Source organism: Paenibacillus sp. FSL P4-0127, assembly GCF_038007325.1.
GTDB classification, from domain to species: Bacteria; Bacillota; Bacilli; order Paenibacillales; family Paenibacillaceae; genus Fontibacillus; species Fontibacillus macerans.
Genome location: NZ_JBBOWY010000001.1, coordinates 306,558 through 330,056, shown reverse-complemented (window position 1 = coordinate 330,056; position 23,499 = coordinate 306,558). Strand labels below are relative to the sequence as shown.

The 23,499-nt window shown below is 50.3% G+C and carries 19 protein-coding genes; 16 read left to right on the top strand and 3 right to left on the bottom strand.

The genetic code is table 11. The features are described 5' to 3' along the window. The first annotated feature begins 14 nt into the window (after positions 1 to 14). Together NYE74_RS01265 and NYE74_RS01260 are read left to right on the top strand one after the other, a co-directional pair. Complete coding sequence (locus NYE74_RS01265; protein ID WP_036618208.1) at positions 15 to 1,208, top strand: IS4 family transposase; 1,194 nt, start codon at positions 15 to 17, stop codon at positions 1,206 to 1,208. A 576-nt stretch (positions 1,209 to 1,784) separates the two neighbouring features. After that, positions 1,785 to 2,348 carry a tyrosine-type recombinase/integrase gene (locus tag NYE74_RS01260; protein ID WP_036626900.1) on the top strand — a complete coding sequence of 188 codons (564 nt, stop codon included), beginning with the start codon at positions 1,785 to 1,787 and terminating at the stop codon, positions 2,346 to 2,348. A 324-nt stretch (positions 2,349 to 2,672) separates the two neighbouring features. Here the strand turns inward: NYE74_RS01260 and NYE74_RS01255 are convergent, their stop codons facing one another. Beyond that, positions 2,673 to 3,356: a universal stress protein gene (locus NYE74_RS01255; protein WP_316560375.1), complete on the bottom strand. Its 684-nt coding sequence runs from the start codon at positions 3,354 to 3,356 to the stop codon at positions 2,673 to 2,675. A 124-nt stretch (positions 3,357 to 3,480) separates the two neighbouring features. Here NYE74_RS01255 and NYE74_RS01250 point away from each other — a divergent pair, with 124 nt between their 5' ends. From NYE74_RS01250 to NYE74_RS01210, 9 genes are all read left to right on the top strand, one after another. After that, entirely contained in the window at positions 3,481 to 5,958 is a 2,478-nt protein-coding gene (locus NYE74_RS01250) for a Na+/H+ antiporter subunit A (RefSeq protein ID WP_213509988.1), read from the top strand. Further along, positions 5,945 to 6,367, top strand: a complete 423-nt coding sequence (locus NYE74_RS01245; RefSeq protein WP_036626895.1) for a Na(+)/H(+) antiporter subunit B — start codon at positions 5,945 to 5,947, stop codon at positions 6,365 to 6,367. Before NYE74_RS01250 ends, NYE74_RS01245 begins: the two co-directional genes overlap by 14 nt. A 1-nt stretch (position 6,368) precedes the next feature. Further along, positions 6,369 to 6,710, top strand: a complete 342-nt coding sequence (locus tag NYE74_RS01240) for a Na(+)/H(+) antiporter subunit C (protein ID WP_036626894.1) — start codon at positions 6,369 to 6,371, stop codon at positions 6,708 to 6,710. Further along, positions 6,703 to 8,178 carry a Na+/H+ antiporter subunit D gene (locus NYE74_RS01235; RefSeq protein ID WP_124333434.1) on the top strand — a complete coding sequence of 492 codons (1,476 nt, stop codon included), beginning with the start codon at positions 6,703 to 6,705 and terminating at the stop codon, positions 8,176 to 8,178. The genes NYE74_RS01240 and NYE74_RS01235 overlap by 8 nt, the downstream gene beginning before the upstream one ends. Positions 8,179 to 8,193: 15 nt before the next feature. After that, the gene (locus NYE74_RS01230) at positions 8,194 to 8,673 is read left to right on the top strand and encodes a Na+/H+ antiporter subunit E (RefSeq protein WP_124333433.1); all 480 of its coding nucleotides are present in this window, start codon (positions 8,194 to 8,196) and stop codon (positions 8,671 to 8,673) included. Then, the gene (locus NYE74_RS01225; RefSeq protein ID WP_036626889.1) at positions 8,670 to 8,951 is read left to right on the top strand and encodes a Na(+)/H(+) antiporter subunit F1; all 282 of its coding nucleotides are present in this window, start codon (positions 8,670 to 8,672) and stop codon (positions 8,949 to 8,951) included. Before NYE74_RS01230 ends, NYE74_RS01225 begins: the two co-directional genes overlap by 4 nt. Continuing rightward, positions 8,935 to 9,348, top strand: coding sequence for a Na+/H+ antiporter subunit G (locus NYE74_RS01220; protein ID WP_036626888.1), 414 nt, complete (start codon positions 8,935 to 8,937; stop codon positions 9,346 to 9,348). Before NYE74_RS01225 ends, NYE74_RS01220 begins: the two co-directional genes overlap by 17 nt. A 1,001-nt stretch (positions 9,349 to 10,349) precedes the next feature. Continuing rightward, positions 10,350 to 10,700: an ArsR/SmtB family transcription factor gene (locus NYE74_RS01215; RefSeq protein ID WP_036626886.1), complete on the top strand. Its 351-nt coding sequence runs from the start codon at positions 10,350 to 10,352 to the stop codon at positions 10,698 to 10,700. Between the two features lie 23 nt (positions 10,701 to 10,723). Next, positions 10,724 to 11,239, top strand: coding sequence for an SRPBCC domain-containing protein (locus NYE74_RS01210; protein ID WP_124333432.1), 516 nt, complete (start codon positions 10,724 to 10,726; stop codon positions 11,237 to 11,239). Between the two features lie 81 nt (positions 11,240 to 11,320). On the opposite strand, the gene NYE74_RS01205 is transcribed toward NYE74_RS01210, so the two are convergent. Next, positions 11,321 to 11,692 carry a hypothetical protein gene (locus NYE74_RS01205; RefSeq protein ID WP_124333431.1) on the bottom strand — a complete coding sequence of 124 codons (372 nt, stop codon included), beginning with the start codon at positions 11,690 to 11,692 and terminating at the stop codon, positions 11,321 to 11,323. Positions 11,693 to 12,119: 427 nt separating this feature from the next. Here NYE74_RS01205 and NYE74_RS01200 point away from each other — a divergent pair, with 427 nt between their 5' ends. Together NYE74_RS01200 and NYE74_RS01195 are read left to right on the top strand one after the other, a co-directional pair. Beyond that, complete coding sequence (locus tag NYE74_RS01200; protein ID WP_341004553.1) at positions 12,120 to 14,213, top strand: CAP domain-containing protein; 2,094 nt, start codon at positions 12,120 to 12,122, stop codon at positions 14,211 to 14,213. A 306-nt stretch (positions 14,214 to 14,519) separates the two neighbouring features. Next, positions 14,520 to 15,713 carry an IS4 family transposase gene (locus NYE74_RS01195; RefSeq protein WP_036618208.1) on the top strand — a complete coding sequence of 398 codons (1,194 nt, stop codon included), beginning with the start codon at positions 14,520 to 14,522 and terminating at the stop codon, positions 15,711 to 15,713. A gap of 444 nt (positions 15,714 to 16,157) precedes the next feature. On the opposite strand, the gene NYE74_RS01190 is transcribed toward NYE74_RS01195, so the two are convergent. Further along, on the bottom strand, positions 16,158 to 17,543 hold the full coding sequence (locus NYE74_RS01190; RefSeq protein WP_124333429.1) for a GNAT family N-acetyltransferase: 1,386 nt from the start codon (positions 17,541 to 17,543) through the stop codon (positions 16,158 to 16,160). A 305-nt stretch (positions 17,544 to 17,848) separates the two neighbouring features. Between NYE74_RS01190 and NYE74_RS01185 the strand changes: the two genes are divergently transcribed. The 3 genes from NYE74_RS01185 to NYE74_RS01175 all read left to right on the top strand — a co-directional run bounded on the left by NYE74_RS01185 (position 17,849) and on the right by NYE74_RS01175 (position 23,287). Continuing rightward, complete coding sequence (locus tag NYE74_RS01185) at positions 17,849 to 18,841, top strand: cation diffusion facilitator family transporter (protein ID WP_155619744.1); 993 nt, start codon at positions 17,849 to 17,851, stop codon at positions 18,839 to 18,841. Between the two features lie 13 nt (positions 18,842 to 18,854). After that, the gene (locus NYE74_RS01180; RefSeq protein WP_240752300.1) at positions 18,855 to 19,898 is read left to right on the top strand and encodes a flavin-containing monooxygenase; all 1,044 of its coding nucleotides are present in this window, start codon (positions 18,855 to 18,857) and stop codon (positions 19,896 to 19,898) included. A gap of 929 nt (positions 19,899 to 20,827) precedes the next feature. Next, a complete protein-coding gene (locus tag NYE74_RS01175) occupies positions 20,828 to 23,287 on the top strand; it encodes a helix-turn-helix domain-containing protein (RefSeq protein WP_445323415.1) in 2,460 nt (819 codons plus the stop codon). Positions 23,288 to 23,499: the final 212 nt, after the last annotated feature.

Here is a 23,499-nt window from a genome sequence, read left to right as displayed (position 1 = left end):
AAAGGAGACCAACCATGGATAACGTTAAAGCTAAAACGGTCATTCGTCAACTGATTTCCTTACTGCCCATCGATGTGCATCAACGTTTACTCTTCGACCATTACACCAAGAAACTTACCACGATGAAAGCGATCATGCTCTTCATCAATGCTCAGTTGAAACAATGGTCATCTTACGGTGAAATGGAAATTGCACTTCGTGCTGAGCCGAAACTTCAGCAGCTTCTACAGTTGGAGAGTATCAGCGGCTCGCAATTATCCCGAAAACTCGATCAGATCCCAACGGAGCTGTTGGAGTGGATGTTTCAGCATCTGGCATCACAAACACAGCAACGTGCTTGCCACCAGGGCCAGAGCGGGAAATTGCACATCATTGATTCTTCCAGCATTCGACTGCCGCTTCAACTTGGAAGTTGGGCCAAGATGTCAAATAAGAGTAGCGGCGTCAAGATGCATCTGCGCCTCGTTGTTACAGCTCCCGACAAGCTATTTCCTGATGCCATGATCCCCAGTTCGCTCAATGTAGGGGATCGTGCGGGGGCCGTTGAACTGGTCGTCCCCTCGGATGCGATTTATGTGATGGATCGCGGTTATGATGATTATGCCCGGATGGATCAATGGGTCCAGGACAACATCCAGTTTGTGATCCGTATGCGAGATCGCGCGCTTGCCACCGTCATTGAGGAGTATCCTGTTCCGGAAGGCTCGAACATCACGCGGGACGCCAAGGTTTGCGTGGGCAGTTCCTTCCGATCCATGGAACATTCCGTTCGTTTGGTGGAGTTTTATGACGAGCAGGAACGGACTTATCGTATTTTTACATCGGTATGGGATAAGACCGCTGAAGAAATCGCGCAGATCTACAAAAATCGCTGGCTCATCGAGTTGTATTTTAAATGGCTGAAGCAACATTTGCGATTGAAGAAGCTGCACAGTCATAAACCACAGGCTATTTGGAACCAGTTATTCTTGGCTTTAATTACTGCCTTGCTCGTGGAGCACATCCGGCACAGCACCCAAACGGCAAAAACAAACTGGCAAGTGCTCCGGATTCTCCGCGAGTATTTGTACCGTTCATGGCGATCCTTTCGAACCGAACTGGATCGGAAACCCAGTCGAAGTAGTCCGGGGAGACGTCCGGGGTCAGGTCCCAAAGCGTTATCGGTGCGCACAATGGTTGGGATAATTAAGCCAAGCAAATTCAAGTAATAATATCCATTATATACATTTAATGGGACATCGCGACCTACGCATTAGGTAACCTTGGCTTTTTGGTCTTAAGCTTAAAAAATGACTGTAAAAAAATCCATTTATAGTTTCAATAATCCAAATGTGGGTTTTGCTGAAAATTGATGTTAGTGTTCTTGCAACGCTAGTGCATTTTATGTACTTATTATCCGAGGACAAGCCTGTTCATCCCCATTAGCGACACTTTTTGCTCTTATTTTCCTATACATGGTCTTAAATACAGATATTTCCTTGCGATTCGAGAAAATAGCGACATAAAATGCCCCTATTTTTCTCAAATGGACAGAATCGCCGGAATAGCGACGTTTTATGTTCTTATTTTTCTCTGGAGTTTCTCAGACAGTCTGGTTTTTGCAGGTTTTCTCGGCGTAATCCCATAGAGCCATGAGCTGTTGGGGTTATTATATCTATTTTTTGAGGACACTAACATTTGAAACACGTTGGTGTCCTTTTTCGTATTTAATTCTCTTTTTTAATTGATATGTTACTCAATATATGCTAATCTATAATTAAGTAACATATCCGGAGGGGTCCTTTGTGCAGTATGTGCATCCGATTCGAGACATGGAAACCATTCAAGCGATGAAAGAGGAGCTGAGAAAGCACTCGGTCAGGGACTTATTGCTTTTTGTCCTGGGAATTAACACGGGGATTAGTCTTTTCGAATTGCTTAACCTTACTGTGCAGGATGTTTGGGACGGTCAGGGTGCAAAGGAATTTCTCTATATTAAGGATGAAAGAACCGGAGAAGAACAGGCCTACTACTTGAACAGCAAGATCGGGGAGATATTAACCGAATATTTGTCCGGCGGCGATTGGAAAGCGGAGGATTATTTATTCCGGTCCAAAAAGGACGGCCGTCCGATCACCCGCCAGCAGGCCTACCGTATTATCAACCACTCGGCAAGGGAGGTAGGAATAGCGGAGAAAATTGGGACGCATACGCTGCGCAAAACCTTTGGTTATCACGCGTATCATAAGGGCATTGCCATTTCCATCGTAAAGTCGATCTTGCATCATCAATCGACGGCGGAAACGCTGAAGTATTTAGGCATTGATAAGAACGAGAAACAGCCGATTAAGGTGGACGTGAATTTATAAAAGGCCTGTTCCGAAATGAAAAACCTCTCCACATGGAACATGCGGAGAGGAGCTATATAAGTTGAACTAAAGAATAGAGCGGGAATAGGTAAGAGGGGAAATGATTCTGAAGAAACTAAAAGCTTTCTGTAAGAAAGCTGCTTCGGAAGCATATGCTTGGTCGCCTTTGTGAGCGGATTTTTACCTTGTTTGAATTTAGTTCAATCCTAGAAATCCGCGAACAACAGCGATCGTAAGAACATTTCACCCGGATGCCCTTATCCGTTACAATCATTTGTTCAACTTAATATATTTGATCATAGCCGGCATCGGGCCATTTTATCCTTATTCGTCAGCGTCGTCCAAATCGAGCGCTGGATTCATATCCACGTTTTTAAATTCGGTGACGATCCCGTCATGGACCGGGACCTGCAGCGTTTCAGCGTCCTTCATAAAACGGAAAATGCCATTATCGAAATCCGTATCGATTTCTTTGAAGAAGATGCCTTCATATTCGGTATTTTTCTCGTGACAGAAGCTTAGTTTATACTGTTCCCCATCTTTAATCAAATAAGCGCGGATTCCATGCTGGTACATTCCTTCCCCGTCGCGGATATAACGGGAGACCGAAATGATATGCAGGTCAACAAAAGGGATCTCACGCACCAACGAATTAATAATCGATCCCTTCGTAATTTGTTCCCATCGGCTTTGCGCCGTCTGACCCAGAATAATCTGTGTGACATTTTTTGCTCTGGCCACTTCCGCTATGACCTTGGAGACAGGACGGCTTTCATTGTCCTTCATAATAAACTGAGCCGACGGATTGGAGTTGGTCCATTCTTTCCATTGTTCAATGTAAAAAGTCTTCTCGGCGTCCAATTCATCAAACGGCTTGGAGTCAATGGTCAATATATAAAGCGGGGCCTTCATCATATTGGCGATTTTACAACCGCGTTTGATTAGTCTTTCGCCGTTCGGTCCATAATAAACGCAGACTAAAATGCATTCATTATTTACGTTGTCCATGTTAAGCATTTCACCTCAAGGTTAAATAGTAGAGCCGGGCTAAACTATGTAAGACTATAATGGATGTCGCGGAAAGAGTCAAATCGTTGAAGACCGCAAGATTCGTATATGAGGAGGGGTGCGTTTGGCTACATTCTTTATCTTCATGTTTCTTCCGTTGATCAGTGCACTTGCGGTTCCCTTTCTGTATAAGTATTTGAATCGTCAAGTGCATACGGGCTGGTTCGTTCTGCTCGTGCCTCTAACTATCTTTATCTATTTATTACAATATATACCCCATGTTGCCGCCGGGGAAACCTACAAATACACATTGTCCTGGATCCCGTCCTTCAACATCAATATTACCTCGTATGTGGATGGGCTTGGTTTATTGTTTGGCCTGCTCATTTCCGGTGTCGGTACCTTAGTCATTATTTATTCTATTTTTTATATGTCCAAAATCCGTGAGGCGCTCCATAACTTCTACGTTTATTTGCTTATGTTTATGGGGGCCATGCTGGGATTGGTATTCTCTGATCACCTATTAGTCCTGTATGGATTTTGGGAATTGACAAGTGTCTCTTCCTTCTTATTGATTTCCTATTGGTACGAGCGCCAGAGCTCCCGTCAAGGCGCTTTAAAGTCGTTATTGATTACCGTCCTTGGCGGCTTCGGCATGCTGGCCGGATTTATTATGCTGATCATCATCGGAGATACCTACAGCATTCGGGAACTCATGGCGAATGTGAACATGATCCAAGGCCATGCCTTGTTTATTCCCGCCATGTTATGTATTTTGCTGGGAGCCTTTACGAAATCGGCGCAATTCCCGTTTGGCATTTGGCTCCCGGATGCGATGGAGGCGCCAACTCCGGTGAGCAGTTACCTCCACTCCGCCACGATGGTCAAAGCCGGCATTTATTTGGTGGCCCGGATGACTCCGATTTTTGGCGGCAGTGCCGTGTGGTTTTGGTTAGTAGCCGGAATCGGCATCATTACGCTGCTTTACGGTTCTTTGACGGCGCTAAAACAGACTGATCTCAAGGCGCTGTTGGCTTACTCGACCATCAGCCAATTGGGAATGATCATGAGCCTGCTTGGGGTCGGTTCTTTAGCGGTCTATTTTGGACCCGGCGAGAGCGGTACCGTCTTTACGGTGGCCACATTTGCCGCCTTATTCCATCTGTTTAATCACTCCACCTTTAAAGGAAGCTTGTTTATGGTCGTCGGCATTATTGACCACGAGACAGGCAGACGGGATATCCGCTATTTGGGCGGGTTGATGCAGGTGATGCCGATTACGTTTACGATCGCTTTGATCGGCGCCTTTTCGATGGCGGGGCTGCCGCCGTTTAACGGTTTTTTGAGCAAGGAAATGTTCTTTGGGGCCGTGACGGAAGTATCCCATGCCGGTATTTTCGGTCTGGGCCACATCGGCATGGCGTTCCCGATCATCGCTTGGGTGGCCAGCATTTTTACTTTCGTCTACTGCATGATTTTCGTATTCAAGACGTTTGGCGGAAGATTCCGCTCGGAAAAGCTGACGCGAGAAGTGCATGAGGCCCCGCTGGGTATGCTGATTTCACCCATTGTTTTAGGTTTGCTGGTGATCCTCATTTTCTTCTTCCCGAATGTTTTGGGGAAATATATTCTTGCCCCCGCCCTAACCGCGGTTCTGCCGATGATGTCCGTTTCCGCCTACGATCTGAAAATCAGCGCGTGGCATGGACTGAACATGGAATTGCTCATGACGATTGGGGTCGTGGTCGTCGGCATCTTGCTGTTCAAAACCGCGAAGCGGTGGATCAAGGCGGTGCGAAATTATCCGCAGCGGCTGACGCTGAATCATTTATACAATCAAACCTTACGAGGCACGGAAAGGCTTTCGGCCGCGCTGACTAACCGCTATATGACAGGTTCGCTGCGGCATTATCTGATCTACATTTTTGCCTTTTTTGCCATTTTGCTAATGGGCTCGCTGCTGCTGTTCTACGGCATCCGGTTCGATTTCGCCAATAACGCTAGTGTTAGTGTTTTTGATGCCGGGCTGGTGATCGGGATGATCATCGCTGCGTTAACCGTGCTGTTAACCAGCCATCGGATCGTGGCGATCGTGGCCTTGGGCGCGTTAGGTTATATGGTTTCCATGTTTTTTGTCATCTTCCGGGCGCCCGATCTGGCCTTGACGCAAATGGTGGTGGAGACCGTGACCACGGTGCTGTTCTTGCTGTGCTTCTATCATCTGCCGAAGCTTGCGAAGGACATCGAACGCATTCCTTTCAAATTAACGAATCTGCTCATCTCGGCGGCTGTCGGGCTAACGGTGACGGTTTTGGCGTTATCCGCAAACGGTCATAAATTGTTCGAGTCTATTACCTCATTTTTCGAAAATGCCTATGAACTGGCAGGGGCCAAAAATATCGTCAACGCGATCTTAGTGGATTTCCGCGGCTTCGATACGATGCTGGAAATATCCGTATTAACCATTGCCGGATTAGGGGTATATATCCTGATCCATCAGCGTTCCAAAAGAGCCGATGCTTCCGAAGCGAGTTTGCTTGAAGCCGATTCAAGAAGCAGCGCTCACCAAACATTTAGGAGGGGGCAAGATGAAACCGAATAATGTGATCCTGAAAAGTGTAACCCGGGTAGCGGTGGTCATCATTTTTACCTTTTCGATCTATCTGTTTCTGAATGGTCATCATCAGCCGGGCGGCGGATTCATCGGGGGGCTGAGCACGGCGGCGGCGATTGTTCTGCTGTATCTTTCTTTTGGCATCGAGAAGGTGCGGGAAAATATCCGCATCGATTTCAAGAAGCTCGCGGCCATCGGCGTGTTGATTGCTGTCGGAACGGGGATGGCGGGAGCCATATTTGGCAAACCGTTTCTATTCCAGATCTTCGGCCATGTCGACCTGCCGATTTTCGGGGATACCGAGCTTGCTTCCGCGATGATTTTCGATACGGGAGTTGCCTTGGCTGTGATAGGTACCGCGGTCGTTATTATTTTGGGCATAAGCGAGGACCGCTAATATGGAGACACTAATCGTTATCCTGGTCGGCATTTTGGTATCCATCGGAACCTATTTGATTTTATCGCGGCGGCTGCTGCGGATTGTGCTGGGGTCATCGATTATTGGCCATGCCGTGAATTTATTGCTGATTACTTCCGGCGGTCTAAAAACCGGGGCGCCTCCCCTTCTGCATGAGAAAACAACAGCAGGTTTCACGGATGCGATTCCCCAAGCCTTGATTTTAACGGCGATCGTCATTAATTTTGCGGTCACCGCGCTAGTATTAGTTTTATGTTACCGCGCCTATCAAAACTACGGGACGGATGACATGGAACGATTAAGGGGAAATGAGGATGAATAACTTATTAATTACGCCGGTGGTCATACCTCTGCTCACGGGAATGGTGCTCATTATTTTTCAGAAAAATATTCAGCTTCAAAAGGTTCTTAGTCTGGCTGCATTGCTGGCTACGGGGGTCGTCTCCGTCCTATTGATAAATCAGATCAGAAATGACGGGATTCAAACCCTGCAGCTGGGCGGTTGGGAAGCGCCGTATGGCATCAGCTTCGTTGGCGACATGTTCAGCGCTTTGCTGCTGCTCGCTACCTCGGTGGTCTCGGCAGGCTGTCTGCTCTACGCCTTTCCGTCGATTGGCCGAAGACAGGAGAAGCTTTATTTTTATCCGCTGGTTTTGTTTTTGGTCACGGGGGTCAATGGCTCGTTTTTAACGGGCGACTTGTTTAATTTATATGTCTTTTTTGAAGTGTTTCTGTTTGCTTCTTATGTCATGATCAGCTTGGGCGGCACCAAAAGGCAGCTGCGCGAGTCGCTCAAATATATTTTTACGAACATCATTTCATCCGCCTTTTTCCTAATGGGCGTTGCCTATTTATACTCGATCACGGGCACATTGAACCTCGCCCACATCTCGATCCGGATCGCTGAGGTCGGCCAGGATGGACTTATTACAACGGTTGCGTTTCTGTTCCTGATTGTCTTCGCTTTAAAGGCGGGGCTGCTGCTTTATTTCTGGCTGCCGGGCTCCTACAGTGTGCCGCCGACGGCCATCGCGGCTATCTTTGCGGCCCTGCTCACCAAGGTGGGGATCTATGCGATTTTTCGGATGTTTACGCTGATCTTTTATCATGAGCCGCAGATCACCCATCTGTTTATAGGGATACTCGCTGCCGCCACGATGGTTCTGGGCGGACTCGGAGCGATTGGTTATTGGGATTTGCGCAAAATATTAACCTACAATGTGGTCCTAAGTGTCGGGTTTATTATGCTCGGGCTCGTCTCATTCACACACACCGGCATGATGGGTTCCATCTATTATTTGATTCACGATATGGTGATCAAGGCGCTCGTCTTTTTGATCGGCGGCACGATTATTCATCTGACCGGAACAAGTAATCTAAAAGATTCCGGTGGGGTGATCCGCCTTCATCCCCAGCTCGGCTGGATGTTCTTTATCGCCGCGCTGTCCATGGTCGGCATTCCGCCGTTAAGCGGCTTTCTTGGCAAAGTGTTCATTACGCAAGGCGCCTTTGCGTCCGGTTATTTCTGGCTGGGGGCGGTCGGGCTGCTGGCCAGCTTGTGCATTCTATATTCCATGATCAAAATGTTCATGAACGCTTTTTGGGGCGACCGGCTCTTAAGTGAAGAGGAGGAGAAGGGGACGGCGAAGGGCTTGCTGTTGCCGATTGCTCTGTTGACTATCGCCAGTCTTGCCCTGGGAATCGGCGCCGAAGGGCTTGCAGGTTATGTGGCTCAAGCTGCCGAGGAATTGCTGAATCCAAATCTGTATATTGATGCCGTGTTTGAATAAAGGGGGGAGACAGCCATGCCCGTTCAGGTGCTTCTCAACATATTTATCGCTTGCTTATGGATGTTTCTGCAGGATGAAGTGAGCGTATTGAACTTTATCAGCGGTTACTTTGTCGGACTGTTTATTTTACTGTGCATGCGCCGGTTCTTTAAAAGCTCGTTTTATGTGTTTACGCTGGCTGCGATCGGCAAACTGCTTGTTCTGTTTATCAATGAGCTGATTATTTCTTCGATGATGGTCGTGAAGCATGTTCTTCGTCCCAAACTCGATGTGAAGCCGGGAATTTTTAAGGTGGAGACGGATTTGGAGGGGGATTTGGAGATTACGCTCCTTTCCTTGCTGATTTGCCTCACGCCAGGCTCGGTCGTGATGGAGCTGAGCTCCGATTCCAAGGTGCTGTACATTCACGGGCTGAATATGCCGGAGTCCAAAGAGGCCGTCTTAAAGTCAAAATCCGTGTTTGAAAAAGCGATAAAGGATGTGACGAGAAAATGATCTTCGAGACGATGATGGTCATCGCCCTATGTATCTTAATGCTGGCGATCCTGGCCAATTTATATCGGGTGGTGAAGGGACCGTCCGGTGCGGATCGCGTTCAAGCGTTGGATACTATTGGGATTAATCTCATTGCCAGTATCGGCGTGTTCTCCGTATTAATGCACACCCATGCCTTTTTTGATCTTATTTTGCTAATCGGGATTCTGTCGTTTATCGGCACCGTTGCTTTTGCCCGGTTTATAGAAAGAGGTGTTGTTATTGAGCGGAAGCGGTGAAGTCGTCGGAGCGGTTCTTATTCTATTCGGGGCGGTGGTCAGCTTGATCAGCGCGATTGGCATTGTTCGCTTGCCCGATGTGTATACCAGGTCTCATGCTGCATCTAAAAGTTCTACCCTTGGCGTGCTGTGCGCGCTCGTCGGCACCTTGCTGTATTTCATTATTACCGACGGCTACTTCAGCATCCGCCTCATCTTGGGAATCTTCTTTGTATTCTTGACCGCCCCGGTGGCTGCCCATGTGCTCTGCCGGTCCGCCTACCGCAACCAGGTGCCTTTGGCGGAGGGGACAACCGAAGATGAATTGCAGGACTATTATATGGAGAATGAGAAGCATGACGCGGCAAACAAAGCCAACCTTATCGAGAAGGACACGAAGCTTCAGGTTACGGAGTAAACCGGCGTTTCCTTGGAGAAGAGGGAACAATCGACTATTGTTGAATGCAAGATTGCCGATCAAGACGTTTTGCCATGGAGCGTACAGTCGATCGACTTTTTCAGCGGCGGCGCTAACGGACCTGAGGAACGCTATTTGTTCCAAAACAGGAGAGCAAAAATGGTCACGGACCGAGATGACCTTATTTCTGCCCAAGTAGCCTCAATAACCTCATTTGGAGCCAGATAGCGACTGTTGAGTCCATTAGCGCGGGAAATATCCGGGAAATGGACGATTAAGGTCATTCAGTTCCGTTGCTAGGGGTTGCGGCAAGCTAGATTCGGTTAAGGTTTGCTGCCGAGTTTATCGTTTTTCCTGGGAAGAAGGACGGCCCGTTGGGATCAACTGCAAAAGTGCATTCTATTTTTCCGCAAATCACCACTTTAGAGCGATTGAAATGCAAAAGTGCATCTCATTTAGGGCTATGCGATCAAAAAGTAACTTTTGACCCGAGATGAACTGCACTTTTTGCATTTGAGCAGCCCGTTTCGGGGACTTTCGACGGAATTCGCCTGCACTTTTTGCATTTCGTGGGATTTCCGGATTTCCCTCTCGCAGAGCGATTCTAGAATCGTAAATCGCTATACACTTTGTAGTCGGGTTGACTGACGATACGTTCCGGTTCGCTGGAACCACATGCCGTTATGCTCCCATGCGAGAGCCGCTCCCAACATAACACCGGCAAGTGTTTTAAACAATGATTTTCCTGCCGCCACGACCGGAAACGCTCCCTTCAAGTGCTTATACGTGAAGCTTCCATCGATATGACCACTCTAGCCGCGATTACATCCTAACTGACGGTTGTATCCGTAAAAAGTTCCAATTGATGCTGGTCAAAAATTTTTTAAATATTCCTTTACAGGAATATTCCCTATAGTGTATATTTGAATCACCGGAAGAAAACCTGGGCGATAAAGGAGTGAGGCGATATCAAGTAAGTATCCCTTAATGAGGTGAACGGGATGTCAAGGAAAAACAATCCGGGCATGGACAGGACGATGATGATAAGCGTGTTGGCCGAACCGAATCGTTTGGCGATCGCCGAACTGTTGCGCGAAGGTCCCCTGACCGTGGGCGAAATCGCCGGCCGGCTGGGACTTCGTCAGCCCCAAACCTCGAAGCATTTGAAGATACTTAGCGAAGGCGGAATATTGGAAATGAAAGCCGAAGGCAATCGCCGGATCTGCAAGCTCCGGCCCGAGCCCTTCCAAGAGCTGGATGTTTGGGTGAACTCTTTCCGGCGCGTGATGGAGGATAAGTTCGACAATCTGGATAACTATTTGAGGGAATGGCAAAATAGGGAAAAATCATAAAGATCGCTGAGGAGGATGTTACAATGGCAAATCAGGCAATGGTTTCGAGAGTAGAGCATGATAAGGTGTTGGTGCTGGAGCGCGTCTTCAACGCGCCGCGTGAGCTGGTGTTTTCGATGTTTAAAGAGGCCGAGCATCTGAAGCACTGGTGGGGACCTAGAGGGTGGGAGGTTACGGTGTGCAACATCGATTTCCGGCCGGGCGGCGTTTGGCACTACTGCATGAAGTGTATGGATCGGAATCAAGGTGAATTTTACGGCATGGAATCCTGGGGCAAAGGCGTATATAAGGAAATCGACGAGCCAGATCGCTTCGTCTACACCGATTACTTCTCGGATGCCGAAGGCAATGTGAACGAGGAGCTGCCGGCAACCGTGGTCGCGATGGAATTCATCGATCTTGGCGGCCGCACGAAACTGGTCAGCCGCAGCGAATACGTATCGGCGGAAGCCCTCAAAACCGTTATGGACATGGGCATGCTGCAGGGTATCACCGAAACCTGGGACCGTCTGGAAGAGCGCTTGAACGAAGTGAAATAAGGAGCAGGGGAACAAACAGCCGCCAGGCCCAAGAGCCGGCGGTTGTTTTTTTGCGTTTGGGGGATAAATCTCGGGAAGAAACTAAGGTCTTCTTCTATTCGCATAATATTTTACAATTCGATTCTTCATGATAATGAACAACATTTCAGGAATCAGCACAGCAAAGATAAATGAAATAATGATAAAAGGCAATGAAGAGATAAATATGGCAGCACTCTGGCTTTCGCTTGTGTTCTTCATGATGATCCACCAAATGGGTACTGCGACCGCCCAGGCTACAATAGTTCCCGCAAATAAATAACTCAATTTACTCCATAATAAGCAAAAGAGGATAGTAACAACGATAGGCAACGTCCAGGAATGCAGCAATTCCCCAAAACTTAGCAGGCAGAATACGGCAATAGGATAGATACATGTCACTGCAAATTGAAATTTTTTATCATAAAGGTTCATATAATTCACTCCTCTATTACAATTATATCTTTTAATCCTATTTATCCGGGTACAAGAAGAGTTTGGCTTTGACCATTAGTTGCAAATCATACAACCAACTTTCCATCCATTTACCTCATCATGCGTTTAACTGCATTTCGTACAACTTGTTCTCCGGCCCTTTGCCTTTTCTTCCAAAAATAGCGGATCAATTGCGGGTTTTGCACTTAATCAAGCGTTGTGGCAGCATTTCCGGATAAGTAACTGTACAATTTGCAACTATTCCATTCACATTGCCGTGTGGGCGTGGAACCTACTGCTTGCGGGGGACACTACTGGCTATTTTTATGGGGACCGCCCCTTTTAATAGAGTAGCGTTTACTAGTGATTTTGCAGGAATGCGCCGAACTTTGTCGAATTCAATTCCTGACAAAAAGGAGGTCATGGCATGAAATTGGATAACAGGAAGGGCCTGTTTGCCGCTCGTATTCGCGGGAGGAGCGTGATCGCGGGCGCGGGGGCTCTTTTGTTATTGCTGACGGGATGGTTTGGAGGAGGGGCTTTTGGCGCGGCACCGCACGCGTACGCGGCGGATAGCGGGAAATCGGGGTATACGAGCGACCAATTGGAAGCTGTGGATTTTCTCAATGAAGTGCGTGCCAAGATAGGGGTTCAGCCGGTAACGCTCAATCGGGAGATTACGCAAGCGGCGGAAGCCCACGCCAAATACTATAATGCGAATAAGGAGGGTCATCCCGGCTTAGACCCTCACTCGGAGAAGGAAGGGAACGAAGGTTTTACCGGAGCCTCCGTGAAGGAAAGAATTCGGGCCGCAGGGTGGAGTTCCGGGAGTAATGGAGCCGCTTATGGCGAGGTTATGCATTTTAAGCAAAACAGCAGCTCCTCCGCGATCCAGGGCTGGCTCGATTCGGCCTACCACCGGGATATTGTTTTAAGCCCGCGCTATAGTGAAATCGGCATCGGTTTGGTGGACGGAACGGCCGTGGTTGACATGGCGGGAAAGGGATTCGCTTCCGCGATTTCCGGCGGCATATCCTTTTACCCCTATGACGGGCAGACCGAAGTGCCGGTGGGGTTCTATGGCAATGAAATTCCGAACCCGCTCGATCAGTTTGGCGCGGAGTACTCGGGTTACATCGTATCCGCGACCGCGGCAACGAAGATCACTTCTTATGAAGCCGCGATCAAGGATGAGAACGGAGAAGAAGTCGCTTATTTTGATGAACTGTATTCGGAAAAAACTTTGTTTTTGTTCCCCAAGAAGGTTTTAAAAGGGAATCATACATATACGGTAACTTTGAACTACCGGACCGAGGCATCCTCGGGGAATCAAACCAAAACCTGGTCTTTTACGACCGGAAAAGGGTCCGCCTTGATCGCTCTCAAGCCGGAGTTCCGCGAAATCACGCTGAATGAAGGCGGTCCGTACCGATCAAGCTTCCAAGCTGTACTCGATGACGGGAGATCGGAGGCGGTAGAGAGCGGCATCACATTCGTGAGCAGCGATCCCAAGGGCCTGCAAATTTCTGCGGATGGCGTCTTGACCGGGCTTAAAGCCGGCGATTATAAGATAAAGGCAACCCTGGACGGAAATACCACACAGCTTAAAGTAAAAGTTTATCCGAAATGGAAAACCAAAACGTACAGCGCAGCCGCGGCGAATTTACCTTCCGACATCTCCGGCCACCCTTTGCAGGCCAGCCTGGAATGGGGGCTAAAGGGCGGCATGATATCCCCGGCGAAAGACGGGCTGCTTCATCCCGATGAGACGGTCAGCGAAGCGGAATTTTGGACGATGCTGCTTAAATCGTACAGCGTGAATATTGATGCGTACCAGTCGGCCAAAGCCACCCATTGGGCCGATGGCGCCTACGCGATCGCAAAAAGCCGCAATTACCCGCTCGCCGGCATCGCGAACGCGGCCGCCCGCAGCAATCCGGTCACCCGGAGGCAGGTTGCCGAGATCGTCGCGGCGGCGGATGGCGTAAACGCGAAAGGTTCCAACGCGATCACGTATGTTTTGGCTAAAGACTACGTTCAAGGCGTTACGGAATTGTCCATATCGGGCTTTGAAAGCTCTAAGCAGCTGACGCGGGGCGAAGCCCTGCAAATTTTGCAGCATTTACGGCAGACACTGGGCGAACTTCGCGGGCGTCCGGTGAATGAAACACCGCCGTCTTCGCTGCCCAAGCTGCCGCAGAGAAAATTGTACGCGAAGCCTGCCCAACTGGAAGACCGGAGCTTGTACGCCGAGTTTCGCGAGGACCGCAAGCTGATTGTAGAAGGCAAATTCAAGGAATTTGCCGGGCAAAGCATGGTGCTCAAGGTTCAGGAGAAACAAGGCAGCATCTCCAAGCATATTGAAGATGTAAATGTCACCTTCGACAATGAAGGCAAGTTTCATGTCGAGGCCGGACCCTATACGCCGGATGCGCTAAATCTGTACTTATACGCGCCTGAAATCACCTATTTTATATCAGTGCAGTATAACACATTCGTCGACAACCATTACAGTGAGTAGGTAAGAAGACAAACCGTGCTCCGCTTAAAAGCATGCTTAGGTTTCGGCCGGCTGACAAAAATGTGTTTGATCGGCTTGGCTCTGATGAATAATTGCAAATCGTACAACTAACTTTCTATCAATCTGCCAAAGCATTCGATATAATTGCATTTCATGCACTAGCGTTGCATAAAACCTAACGCGAATAATCAAATATTAGTTAAATATGGGTAATTATGATCATTTTTCATGGAAAAAGCATAAAAAATCTCCTATTGTAAAGAGGTAGGTACGTTGTCCATAACTCTCTACAAAAGGAGACCAACCATGGATAACGTTAAAGCTAAAACGGTCATTCGTCAACTGATTTCCTTACTGCCCATCGATGTGCATCAACGTTTACTCTTCGACCATTACACCAAGAAACTTACCACGATGAAAGCGATCATGCTCTTCATCAATGCTCAGTTGAAACAATGGTCATCTTACGGTGAAATGGAAATTGCACTTCGTGCTGAGCCGAAACTTCAGCAGCTTCTACAGTTGGAGAGTATCAGCGGCTCGCAATTATCCCGAAAACTCGATCAGATCCCAACGGAGCTGTTGGAGTGGATGTTTCAGCATCTGGCATCACAAACACAGCAACGTGCTTGCCACCAGGGCCAGAGCGGGAAATTGCACATCATTGATTCTTCCAGCATTCGACTGCCGCTTCAACTTGGAAGTTGGGCCAAGATGTCAAATAAGAGTAGCGGCGTCAAGATGCATCTGCGCCTCGTTGTTACAGCTCCCGACAAGCTATTTCCTGATGCCATGATCCCCAGTTCGCTCAATGTAGGGGATCGTGCGGGGGCCGTTGAACTGGTCGTCCCCTCGGATGCGATTTATGTGATGGATCGCGGTTATGATGATTATGCCCGGATGGATCAATGGGTCCAGGACAACATCCAGTTTGTGATCCGTATGCGAGATCGCGCGCTTGCCACCGTCATTGAGGAGTATCCTGTTCCGGAAGGCTCGAACATCACGCGGGACGCCAAGGTTTGCGTGGGCAGTTCCTTCCGATCCATGGAACATTCCGTTCGTTTGGTGGAGTTTTATGACGAGCAGGAACGGACTTATCGTATTTTTACATCGGTATGGGATAAGACCGCTGAAGAAATCGCGCAGATCTACAAAAATCGCTGGCTCATCGAGTTGTATTTTAAATGGCTGAAGCAACATTTGCGATTGAAGAAGCTGCACAGTCATAAACCACAGGCTATTTGGAACCAGTTATTCTTGGCTTTAATTACTGCCTTGCTCGTGGAGCACATCCGGCACAGCACCCAAACGGCAAAAACAAACTGGCAAGTGCTCCGGATTCTCCGCGAGTATTTGTACCGTTCATGGCGATCCTTTCGAACCGAACTGGATCGGAAACCCAGTCGAAGTAGTCCGGGGAGACGTCCGGGGTCAGGTCCCAAAGCGTTATCGGTGCGCACAATGGTTGGGATAATTAAGCCAAGCAAATTCAAGTAATAATATCCATTATATACATTTAATGGGACATCGCGACCTACGCATTAGGTAACCTTGACTTTTTGGTCTTAAGCTTAAAAAATGACTGTAAAAAAATCCATTTATAGTTTCAATAATCCAAATGTGGGTTTTGCTGAAAATTGATGTTAGTGTTCTTGCAACGCTAGTGCATTTCATGCAATTATATCCCCGTCTCTTTGCCTTTCTTTCGAAAGAAGGTAGATTAATTGCATGATTTGCACTTAAACAAGCGCCGTGGCAGATTCCCGGATAAGTAACTGTATTTTTTGCAACTATTCAATTAGACGATAGAAAAAACTTTCCGCTCTGGTTCAGCGTCAAATCCGTAAAGGATTTGCGAAAGTTGAGTTTCTTATATTTAAAAAAGAGGACTCCAAGCTTACGGAAGCGTTGGGGCCCTCTTTTTTTATTGTGGCGGACTGCTTAGACGACATCCAAAATAACCGCCGATTTGTCGTCCGACACTTTATGGCGGGGATGCCGCTCGCAGGAGGGGTCCAGCGCTTCCTGGGCGCATAGATCGTTTATGTACGGTCCGATGCCCAACGCGTCCAAACGATCAGCCAATTTCCGCCATTTCTCCGGGTCCGGGGAGTTCTCGATGAAATGATACATGCCGTCCGACACCAGGTAAATTTTCAGGACCCCCGCCAGCGAAATACGACCGGATTCCATAAAAGACTCCAGCGCGGGATCTCCGTTCATGACCGAATATCCTTCCAGGGTGTTGGCTTTTTGGCGGTTGCGCTCGGAGTACGGACGCAGCATTTGGCTGATTTCCGCCTTGGTCCAAGTCCCCGCTTCTTCAAGCTCCCGCTTGGCGTGTAAAGTCTCGAGATCCAGTCCGGCGACTTGATTCCGGGTGACGGTGCGGACGCTTCCATCCCGGTAGCGGACGAGAATCATGCAGTCGCCGCTTTGCACAAATTCAAAATAGCCGCTATGGACCTTCACCACGGCAAAGACGGCCCCCCATCTCGCCGCGGCGTTTGCAGTCTCAACCCCGGCCTCCCGCATCCGCTCAAGCAGCAGGGAATTGGCCCGCAGCACCGTTTCCCTGAGGTCCGCACGCGGATCGGCGGCAAGCAGCTCCGCCGCCAGCAGCCTGGAAGCAATGTAACCGCCGCTTTGCTCCGATTCACCGCGATAGGCGTCGATGGCGGATACACCGTCAATGACACCGTAAACACGCCCGCTAGGATGGATCACCAGCGCGTCTTCATTGGGAATCGCCGGATTTCCCGGGCGCGTTTCAGCCTGCATAAACGGATAATTCAAGGTTTGACAGACTTTTTTCCATCTTTCCCGCTGCACTTCATCCCGGGCTTCCGGCTGAAAGCCCAGCTTAAAATAAGTGACGATCGCCGGCAGGAGGAAGTCGTCCGTTTCAAGAACCGCCTGCCGCCGGCCCTCTGCTCTCATCTGCCGCAGCGCCGCCAGGCTCACCGCATAGCCCAGCCCCATCCCGGCATAATCGGGGTCCACGGCAACCATATGCAGATAACCGCTGTCCGTTCCCCAGCCCGGTTCATGCCAGGCGCAGGCTGTTGCAACCGGTGCGGCCCCGGCGCAAATAAACAGCACCCGCTCGGGCTTAAAGCAAGCATGTCCGGCAATCTCCCGCCCAAAGTTTCTTTCCCAGCCGAATGCCCGGCGAATGATCGACTCCCATGCCGCGTCGTCTCCCGCCTCGTAGCTTCTTAAGTGAAATCCGGACGGCAGCTGGCTTTCCGCCATGTCCGGCAGATCGGACAAATCGCTCCTGCGCATCACCAACTGCGGCAATGTTCTTTCTTCCGTTGGATTCATCAGGGATTCCCCCTTTTTGCCTCAATATTCCACGTTGTACCATATTCTTTATAGCAAGATTGTTGCGTTCGAAGCAATAATTTTCCGGCATCCTATAGACCCGCCTCTTGTCATTTTGGAATTTCTATTTGCCGGCGTAGCGGATTTTTTCATTCAAACCTTGACAAAAACGAAGGTCGGCTGATAATCTATATATGAGCATATGCTCATATATTAAATTTACATAGCTGGAGCGGGTTTCGCCATAACTGCCAGAGATCGTTCCAGTTTTTAACCAAGCTAGACCTGGACAGGAGGTTTTTGAAATGAGTAATAAACACGTTCACAATCACGAACACGGCGAACATGAGCATGAGCACGATCACGACCACAGCCACGGCCACGATCACCACGGCCATGGCCACCACGGTCACCATCATCATTTTGATCCGAGCGGCAATAAAAAGGGCCTGACCATCGCCTTAATCATCACCGTCGGCATTATGTTTTTGGAATTTTTCGGCGGGCTGGTCACGGGCAGTCTCGCGCTTTTGTCGGACAGCGGACATATGCTGAACGATGCCAGCTCGCTCGTTCTAAGCCTGGTTGCCGTCTGGTTTGCGGCCAAACCGGCTTCGCCCAACAAAACGTACGGCTTCTACCGCTTCGAAATCCTGGCGGCGCTTTTTAACGGAATCACCTTGTTTGTCGTGGCCGGGTTTATCCTCTGGGAAGCTTATGAGCGGCTTTTGGAGCCCCGCACGGTGGCCAGCGGCTCGATGATGCTGATCGCCTGCATCGGTCTGCTCGCGAATATACTCAGCGCATGGTCGCTCATGAGAAAAGGCGACGTGAAAAACAACATCAACCTGCGCAGCGCGTACCTCCATATTCTCGGCGATGCCTTGGGTTCAGTGGGCGCGATCGTGGCCGGTTTGATCATGATGATCTTCGGCTGGTATATCGCGGACCCGATCATCAGCGTGCTCGTTGCCCTCCTGATTCTGAAAGGCGCTTGGGGCGTGATCAAACATACCGTTCATATTCTCATGGAGGGAACTCCGGTCACCGTGAACCAGGCGGAGGTCAAAGAGACGCTGGAGCGCATTGAAGGCGTAGTGGACGTGCATGACCTGCACATTTGGACGATCACTTCCGGCTTGGATTCGCTGAGCTGCCATATTTTGATCAAGGACAATCAGGACAATCAACGCATTCTCCAGCAAGCGATCCGCTTGATCCAGGAGAAATTCAAAATCCAGCACACCACCATTCAGATCGAAACGCCGGAGATTCATCATGAAGTCATGAAAGTGTAGGGAAGGGACAGCGATGACAACAACGAAAACGGACGTGCTCATCATCGGGGCAAGCCAGGCGGGATTGGCCGCAGGGTACTATTTGAAGAAAAAGAATGCGGATTTTCGGATCATCGGCCAGGAAAAAAGAATCGGGGACGTATGGAGGAACCGCTACGACTCCCTGGTTCTTTTTACTCCGAGATCGCACAGTTCTTTGCCGGGGCTTCCGCTCACGGGCGATCCAAACGGGTATGCGGCCAAAGATGAAATCGCGGACTATCTGGGGCGGTATGCAGCCCACTTTGACTTGCCTGTTCAATTGGACACGGAGGTCCTCTCTCTTGCTAAAGAGCAGGGGAAATTTAAGATTCAAACCCGCACAGGGGGATATTTGGCGAGCAACGTCATTGTAGCTGCCGGACCTTTTCATAAGCCGTTTGTTCCTGGATTCCGGGAGGCGCTGGCGAGCGATGTCCACCAAGTCCATACGTCGCAATATTTGAATCCTTTATCCTTGAAAGAGGGGGCGGTTTTGGTTGTCGGCGCGGGAAATTCGGGCGCGCAAATAGCGGCGGAGCTGGCCGGGGAACGGGAAGTTTATCTTTCCGCGGGACATAAGATGAAGTTCCTCCCGCTCCGGCTTTTCGGGAAAAGCATCTTCTGGTGGGGAGACAAGCTTGGCGTGATGAAAGCCAGTGTCGACGGCAAGGCGGGCCGATTCTTGAGCCGTCAAGGCGACCCGATCTTCGGGTATGAATTAAAAGCGCTGATCAGACAGGGCAAAATCAAGCTTAAACCGAAGACCGAAAGCGCGCATGGTCATGAATTTACGTTTCAGGACCGCAGCAAGCTCACCGTCCAAAACGTCATATGGGCCACCGGCTTCAGGCCGGATTACGGCTGGATTCGAATTCCGCGCGTGCTGGACGATCAGGGAAAACCGCTCCATCATCGCGGCGTTTCGCCTGTCCAAGGTCTGTACTTCCTGGGGCTGCCGTGGCAGTATCGCCGAGGTTCGGCGCTGATCGGCGGGGTCGGCCGGGACGCGGAATACATTTCCGAGCTTTGCCGCTGATGGGGCACCTCTATCTGATCTGACAAGATACACTTTCTAGCCACACAAATTTTCTAACGGTTGCCACAAGCGCTATTTGTCCCAAGAACGTTGATTTCAAATTGTAACGGTTGCCCTGGCGCTTATTTCCCTGAAAACCGGCAATTTTGCTTAAAATCAGGCCAATAACGGCGATCACAACCGTTAGAATTTCGAAAAGGGCTTTTTTCGCAAAATAGCCGCTGATACAACCGTTAGAGTTCCGGGTACCAGCTTTGAGCAGCAGTTGCGTGGTAACAGCTACATGGTAGTAGTTCCGGGTACCAGTTCCGTGGTGGCAGTTCCGAGCAGCAGTTGCGTGGTAACAGTTACATGGTAACAGTTACATGGTAGCAGTTCCAAGCAGTAGTTCTGGGATAGCATGTTGCGGGGCTTCTTGAATAAAAGTGAATGCGACACTAGTGATATAGAATGCAAAACTGCATTTGATTTTTCTTAAAATGACGGTTTTGGGCGATTCAAATGCAAAAGTGCATCTCTTTAGGGGCTATCCGATTAAAAAGAGGCTCATAGACTGCACTTTTGCATTTGACGAGCCGTTTTCGGGGCATTCGTGCGAAAATCGCCTGCACTTTTGCATTTCATGGGCTTTGCTCATAGCCTAACATAGACTAGCATAGCATAACCTCCTGTCCGTGACGGAGCCAGCCGCCGGAGAATAGCCGCCGCTCCGCCCGGTGCCCTCGAAGTGAGCCGCCGCTCCGCCCAGTGCCCCGTAGCGAGCCGCGGCCCCGCCCAGTGTCTCCAAAGTGAGCCGCCGTCCGGCCCATTTCCGGCAACGAAAGGGGTTGCCAAATGACGAAGGTCAACGTTACGATAAGATCGACGTACTTCAAGAAGCCGGACCGCGGCTGGCGGCGGTTTTTTCGCGAAATCCTATCTTAGAACAGATGGCGGCCGCCATCCATGGGGACATTGAAAGGGAAGGTGAACCGGCCTTGGGCAAAAACAAAGCCAATCTGCTGACAAAGCTGTTGATTTCCTATTTGCTGGTGCTGCTGTTTCCGATCCTGATTATTTTGCTCTATTATTACCCCTATTCGGCGAAAGCGGTCAAGGACAAGGAAATGGATTGGAACGCCCATATCACCGAGCAGTTCATGACCTCGATGGACACGTTCACGCGGTACGTATACAACCTGCCGTTCGAGCTCATGCAGAACCGGGAATTCCGGCTGTATCAGGCAGGGGAGAGCGATTACCAGCGGGTGCTGATTGCGAATGAAATGAAAAAATACAACGCGACCGATGCTTTCATTTACAATACGCTGCTGTATGTGAGGAACATCGGTGTTTTTTTCTCCAAAAGTGGAAGCGCATACAGTATGGGCGATATGGCTACGCCCGGAGTCGGCTTTTATTATGAGAACTGGCAGCACGCTTACTTGAAGGAGACCTTGAATACGCTGAACTCCCCCATGGTTCGGCCCGTGGAGGAGGTCGTCATCCCCGGCAACAACCGGGTCCGGGTGCTGACCTTTCTGCAGCCGCTGCCTGCGGGCGGGGCGAATTCCCCCGGCGTCGTTATGATCATGGTCCGGGAGGATACGATCCTGCGCATGATGCGGTCGGTTTCGGAAGCGTATAACGGGGATATTTTTATTTTTGATGAGCGGGGGCGGCCGCTGGTAGCCTCGAATGCCTCGTTGTACCAAGCTTCCGGCGATTTGGCGGCGCTGGTGGAACGGATGGGCCAGGCGGACGAAGCGAAGGAGACGAACGGAGCGAAGAAGACGAACAGTGCAAAGGAGACGGACGGAGCGAAGGGGACGACTGGTGCGGACGGTGCGAAGGGTGCGAACGGGGCAAACGGGCCGATTTCCGGCATTCACCGGGTGGGCGGAGTCTCCTATATTGTTTCGCAAACGGTATCCGATAAAAACGGCTGGAAATACGTCAGCCTGCTCCCGGTATCCGACTCTCTGCAGGGCATCCGCACGGTTCAACGGAATACGATCCTTCTGGTTGGAGTTATCCTGCTGCTGGAAGTGATCGTGATTTACGCGTCGATCCGCAAAAACTACCATCCGATCAAACGGCTGGTCGACTTTGCCGCCGCGCTTTTCGAACCGCAGGAGCAGCGCCCGATGAACGAGATCGATACGATCCGCTATACGTTAAGCGGACTTTTTGCGACCAACAGCCGGCTGGATGAGGAAGTGAAGGAAACCCTGCCGATCAAACGGGACCGCGTCTTGCTGGAGTTGGTGAACGGGCATTTCTTTACGTGGGAGTCGATTGAGCGGGAGGCGGCGAAAACGGGGATCGATCTGACCGGCCCGCGCCTGACGGTGGCCGTGCTTTCCTGCGAAACCGAAGACGCAGAGACGGATTGGGTTCTCGGATTTTGCAAACGCAAGGAGGAGGAGCTTCCTAAAGAAGGGGCGCGCGGCTATTTTTTCAAAAGCACGTATCATCATGAACTGGTGTTTGTCTGTTCCCATGCGGAAGGTTTTGCGGTCAAGGAGGCGCTGGCCAGGCTTCAGGAGGAACTGCAGGCGGAAGCAGGCTGGAAGACGATCGTCGGCATCGGCGAGCCCGGGGAAGTCGGAAGCCCCGGAGACCCCGGAGACCCCGGAGACCCCAAATCCGCGCACATGTCCTACTTGCAGGCGCTGCGCACAGTGGAGCAGCTGCGGCTCCGGGGCACCTGCTCCATCTTAAGCTTCGGTGAAATCGAGGTGCCCTCGTCCGGCGCGGTTTCATATTTTGCCGAGCTGCTGCAGTCGCTGGAATGGGCCATCCTGAAAAACGAAGCCGCCCAAGTGGAGTCCCTGATCGAGCGGATCATCGGATACCTGGGCAGCGACGGGTTGGCCCCGCATATGGTGCGCAGCGTGTATCTGAACACGGCCAGCGTTGTTTTTAACGGGCTGCAGCGGTTCCGCCAGGACGATCAAAGCCTGCTGCGGCTGACGGACGCCGCGTTCAGGCCCCGCTATACGCTGGAGCAGATGTCCGGAATTCTCCGGGACAGCGGCGCCAAGCTGTGCGAGATGATCCGGGAGACGCTGCCCAAAGCCCGACCGGCGGCGCGGGAGGAGATTCTCGCGGTGATCGAAGCGAAGGGCATGGACCCCAACTGCTCGCTGCAGCTCATGGCCGATCATTTCGGCATGTCGGTCTCGAATTTCAGCCACCACTTCAAGAAGGAGATGGGGCAGAATTTCAAGGAATACCTCGACCGGCTGCGGATTCAGAAGTCAACCCAGTTGCTGCGCGAAAGTGGCGACACGCTGGAAGCGATCGCCGCTCAAACGGGGTACACCAATACTTCGAGTTTTATCCGCTCCTTCAAAAAAATCGTCGGGACGACTCCGGGCCAGTACCGCCAGACCTACAAGGGCTGAGCCCCGAACCGCTGCGGCTGGAAGTAGTCAGATGAGTGCTGGAAATCGATTCCAAAACTATCCAGCTGCCGAGCCTTGGGGGCTTTAAAGATACGGAGGAGGGGGACGACGCGCAGGTATAGGGGAGGAGAGGAGGGGGGCTGCAAGCTAAGGGATTGCAAGCTAAGTGGCCGAAAGCTAAGGGACTCCAAAGGCTCTATTTGCGGAAAAAC

Coding starts and splice junctions, on each gene's coding strand:
- NYE74_RS01240 (WP_036626894.1), top strand. CDS start 6,369: ATGGAGACACTAATCGTTATCCTGGTCGGCATTTTGGTATCCATCGGA.
- NYE74_RS01180 (WP_240752300.1), top strand. CDS start 18,855: ATGACAACAACGAAAACGGACGTGCTCATCATCGGGGCAAGCCAGGCG.
- NYE74_RS01195 (WP_036618208.1), top strand. CDS start 14,520: ATGGATAACGTTAAAGCTAAAACGGTCATTCGTCAACTGATTTCCTTA.
- NYE74_RS01230 (WP_124333433.1), top strand. CDS start 8,194: ATGCCCGTTCAGGTGCTTCTCAACATATTTATCGCTTGCTTATGGATG.
- NYE74_RS01265 (WP_036618208.1), top strand. CDS start 15: ATGGATAACGTTAAAGCTAAAACGGTCATTCGTCAACTGATTTCCTTA.
- NYE74_RS01205 (WP_124333431.1), bottom strand. CDS start 11,692: ATGAACCTTTATGATAAAAAATTTCAATTTGCAGTGACATGTATCTAT.
- NYE74_RS01185 (WP_155619744.1), top strand. CDS start 17,849: ATGAGTAATAAACACGTTCACAATCACGAACACGGCGAACATGAGCAT.
- NYE74_RS01200 (WP_341004553.1), top strand. CDS start 12,120: ATGAAATTGGATAACAGGAAGGGCCTGTTTGCCGCTCGTATTCGCGGG.
- NYE74_RS01255 (WP_316560375.1), bottom strand. CDS start 3,356: ATGGACAACGTAAATAATGAATGCATTTTAGTCTGCGTTTATTATGGA.
- NYE74_RS01225 (WP_036626889.1), top strand. CDS start 8,670: ATGATCTTCGAGACGATGATGGTCATCGCCCTATGTATCTTAATGCTG.
- NYE74_RS01210 (WP_124333432.1), top strand. CDS start 10,724: ATGGCAAATCAGGCAATGGTTTCGAGAGTAGAGCATGATAAGGTGTTG.
- NYE74_RS01235 (WP_124333434.1), top strand. CDS start 6,703: ATGAATAACTTATTAATTACGCCGGTGGTCATACCTCTGCTCACGGGA.
- NYE74_RS01245 (WP_036626895.1), top strand. CDS start 5,945: ATGAAACCGAATAATGTGATCCTGAAAAGTGTAACCCGGGTAGCGGTG.
- NYE74_RS01190 (WP_124333429.1), bottom strand. CDS start 17,543: ATGAATCCAACGGAAGAAAGAACATTGCCGCAGTTGGTGATGCGCAGG.
- NYE74_RS01215 (WP_036626886.1), top strand. CDS start 10,350: ATGTCAAGGAAAAACAATCCGGGCATGGACAGGACGATGATGATAAGC.
- NYE74_RS01175 (WP_445323415.1), top strand. CDS start 20,828: ATGGCGGCCGCCATCCATGGGGACATTGAAAGGGAAGGTGAACCGGCC.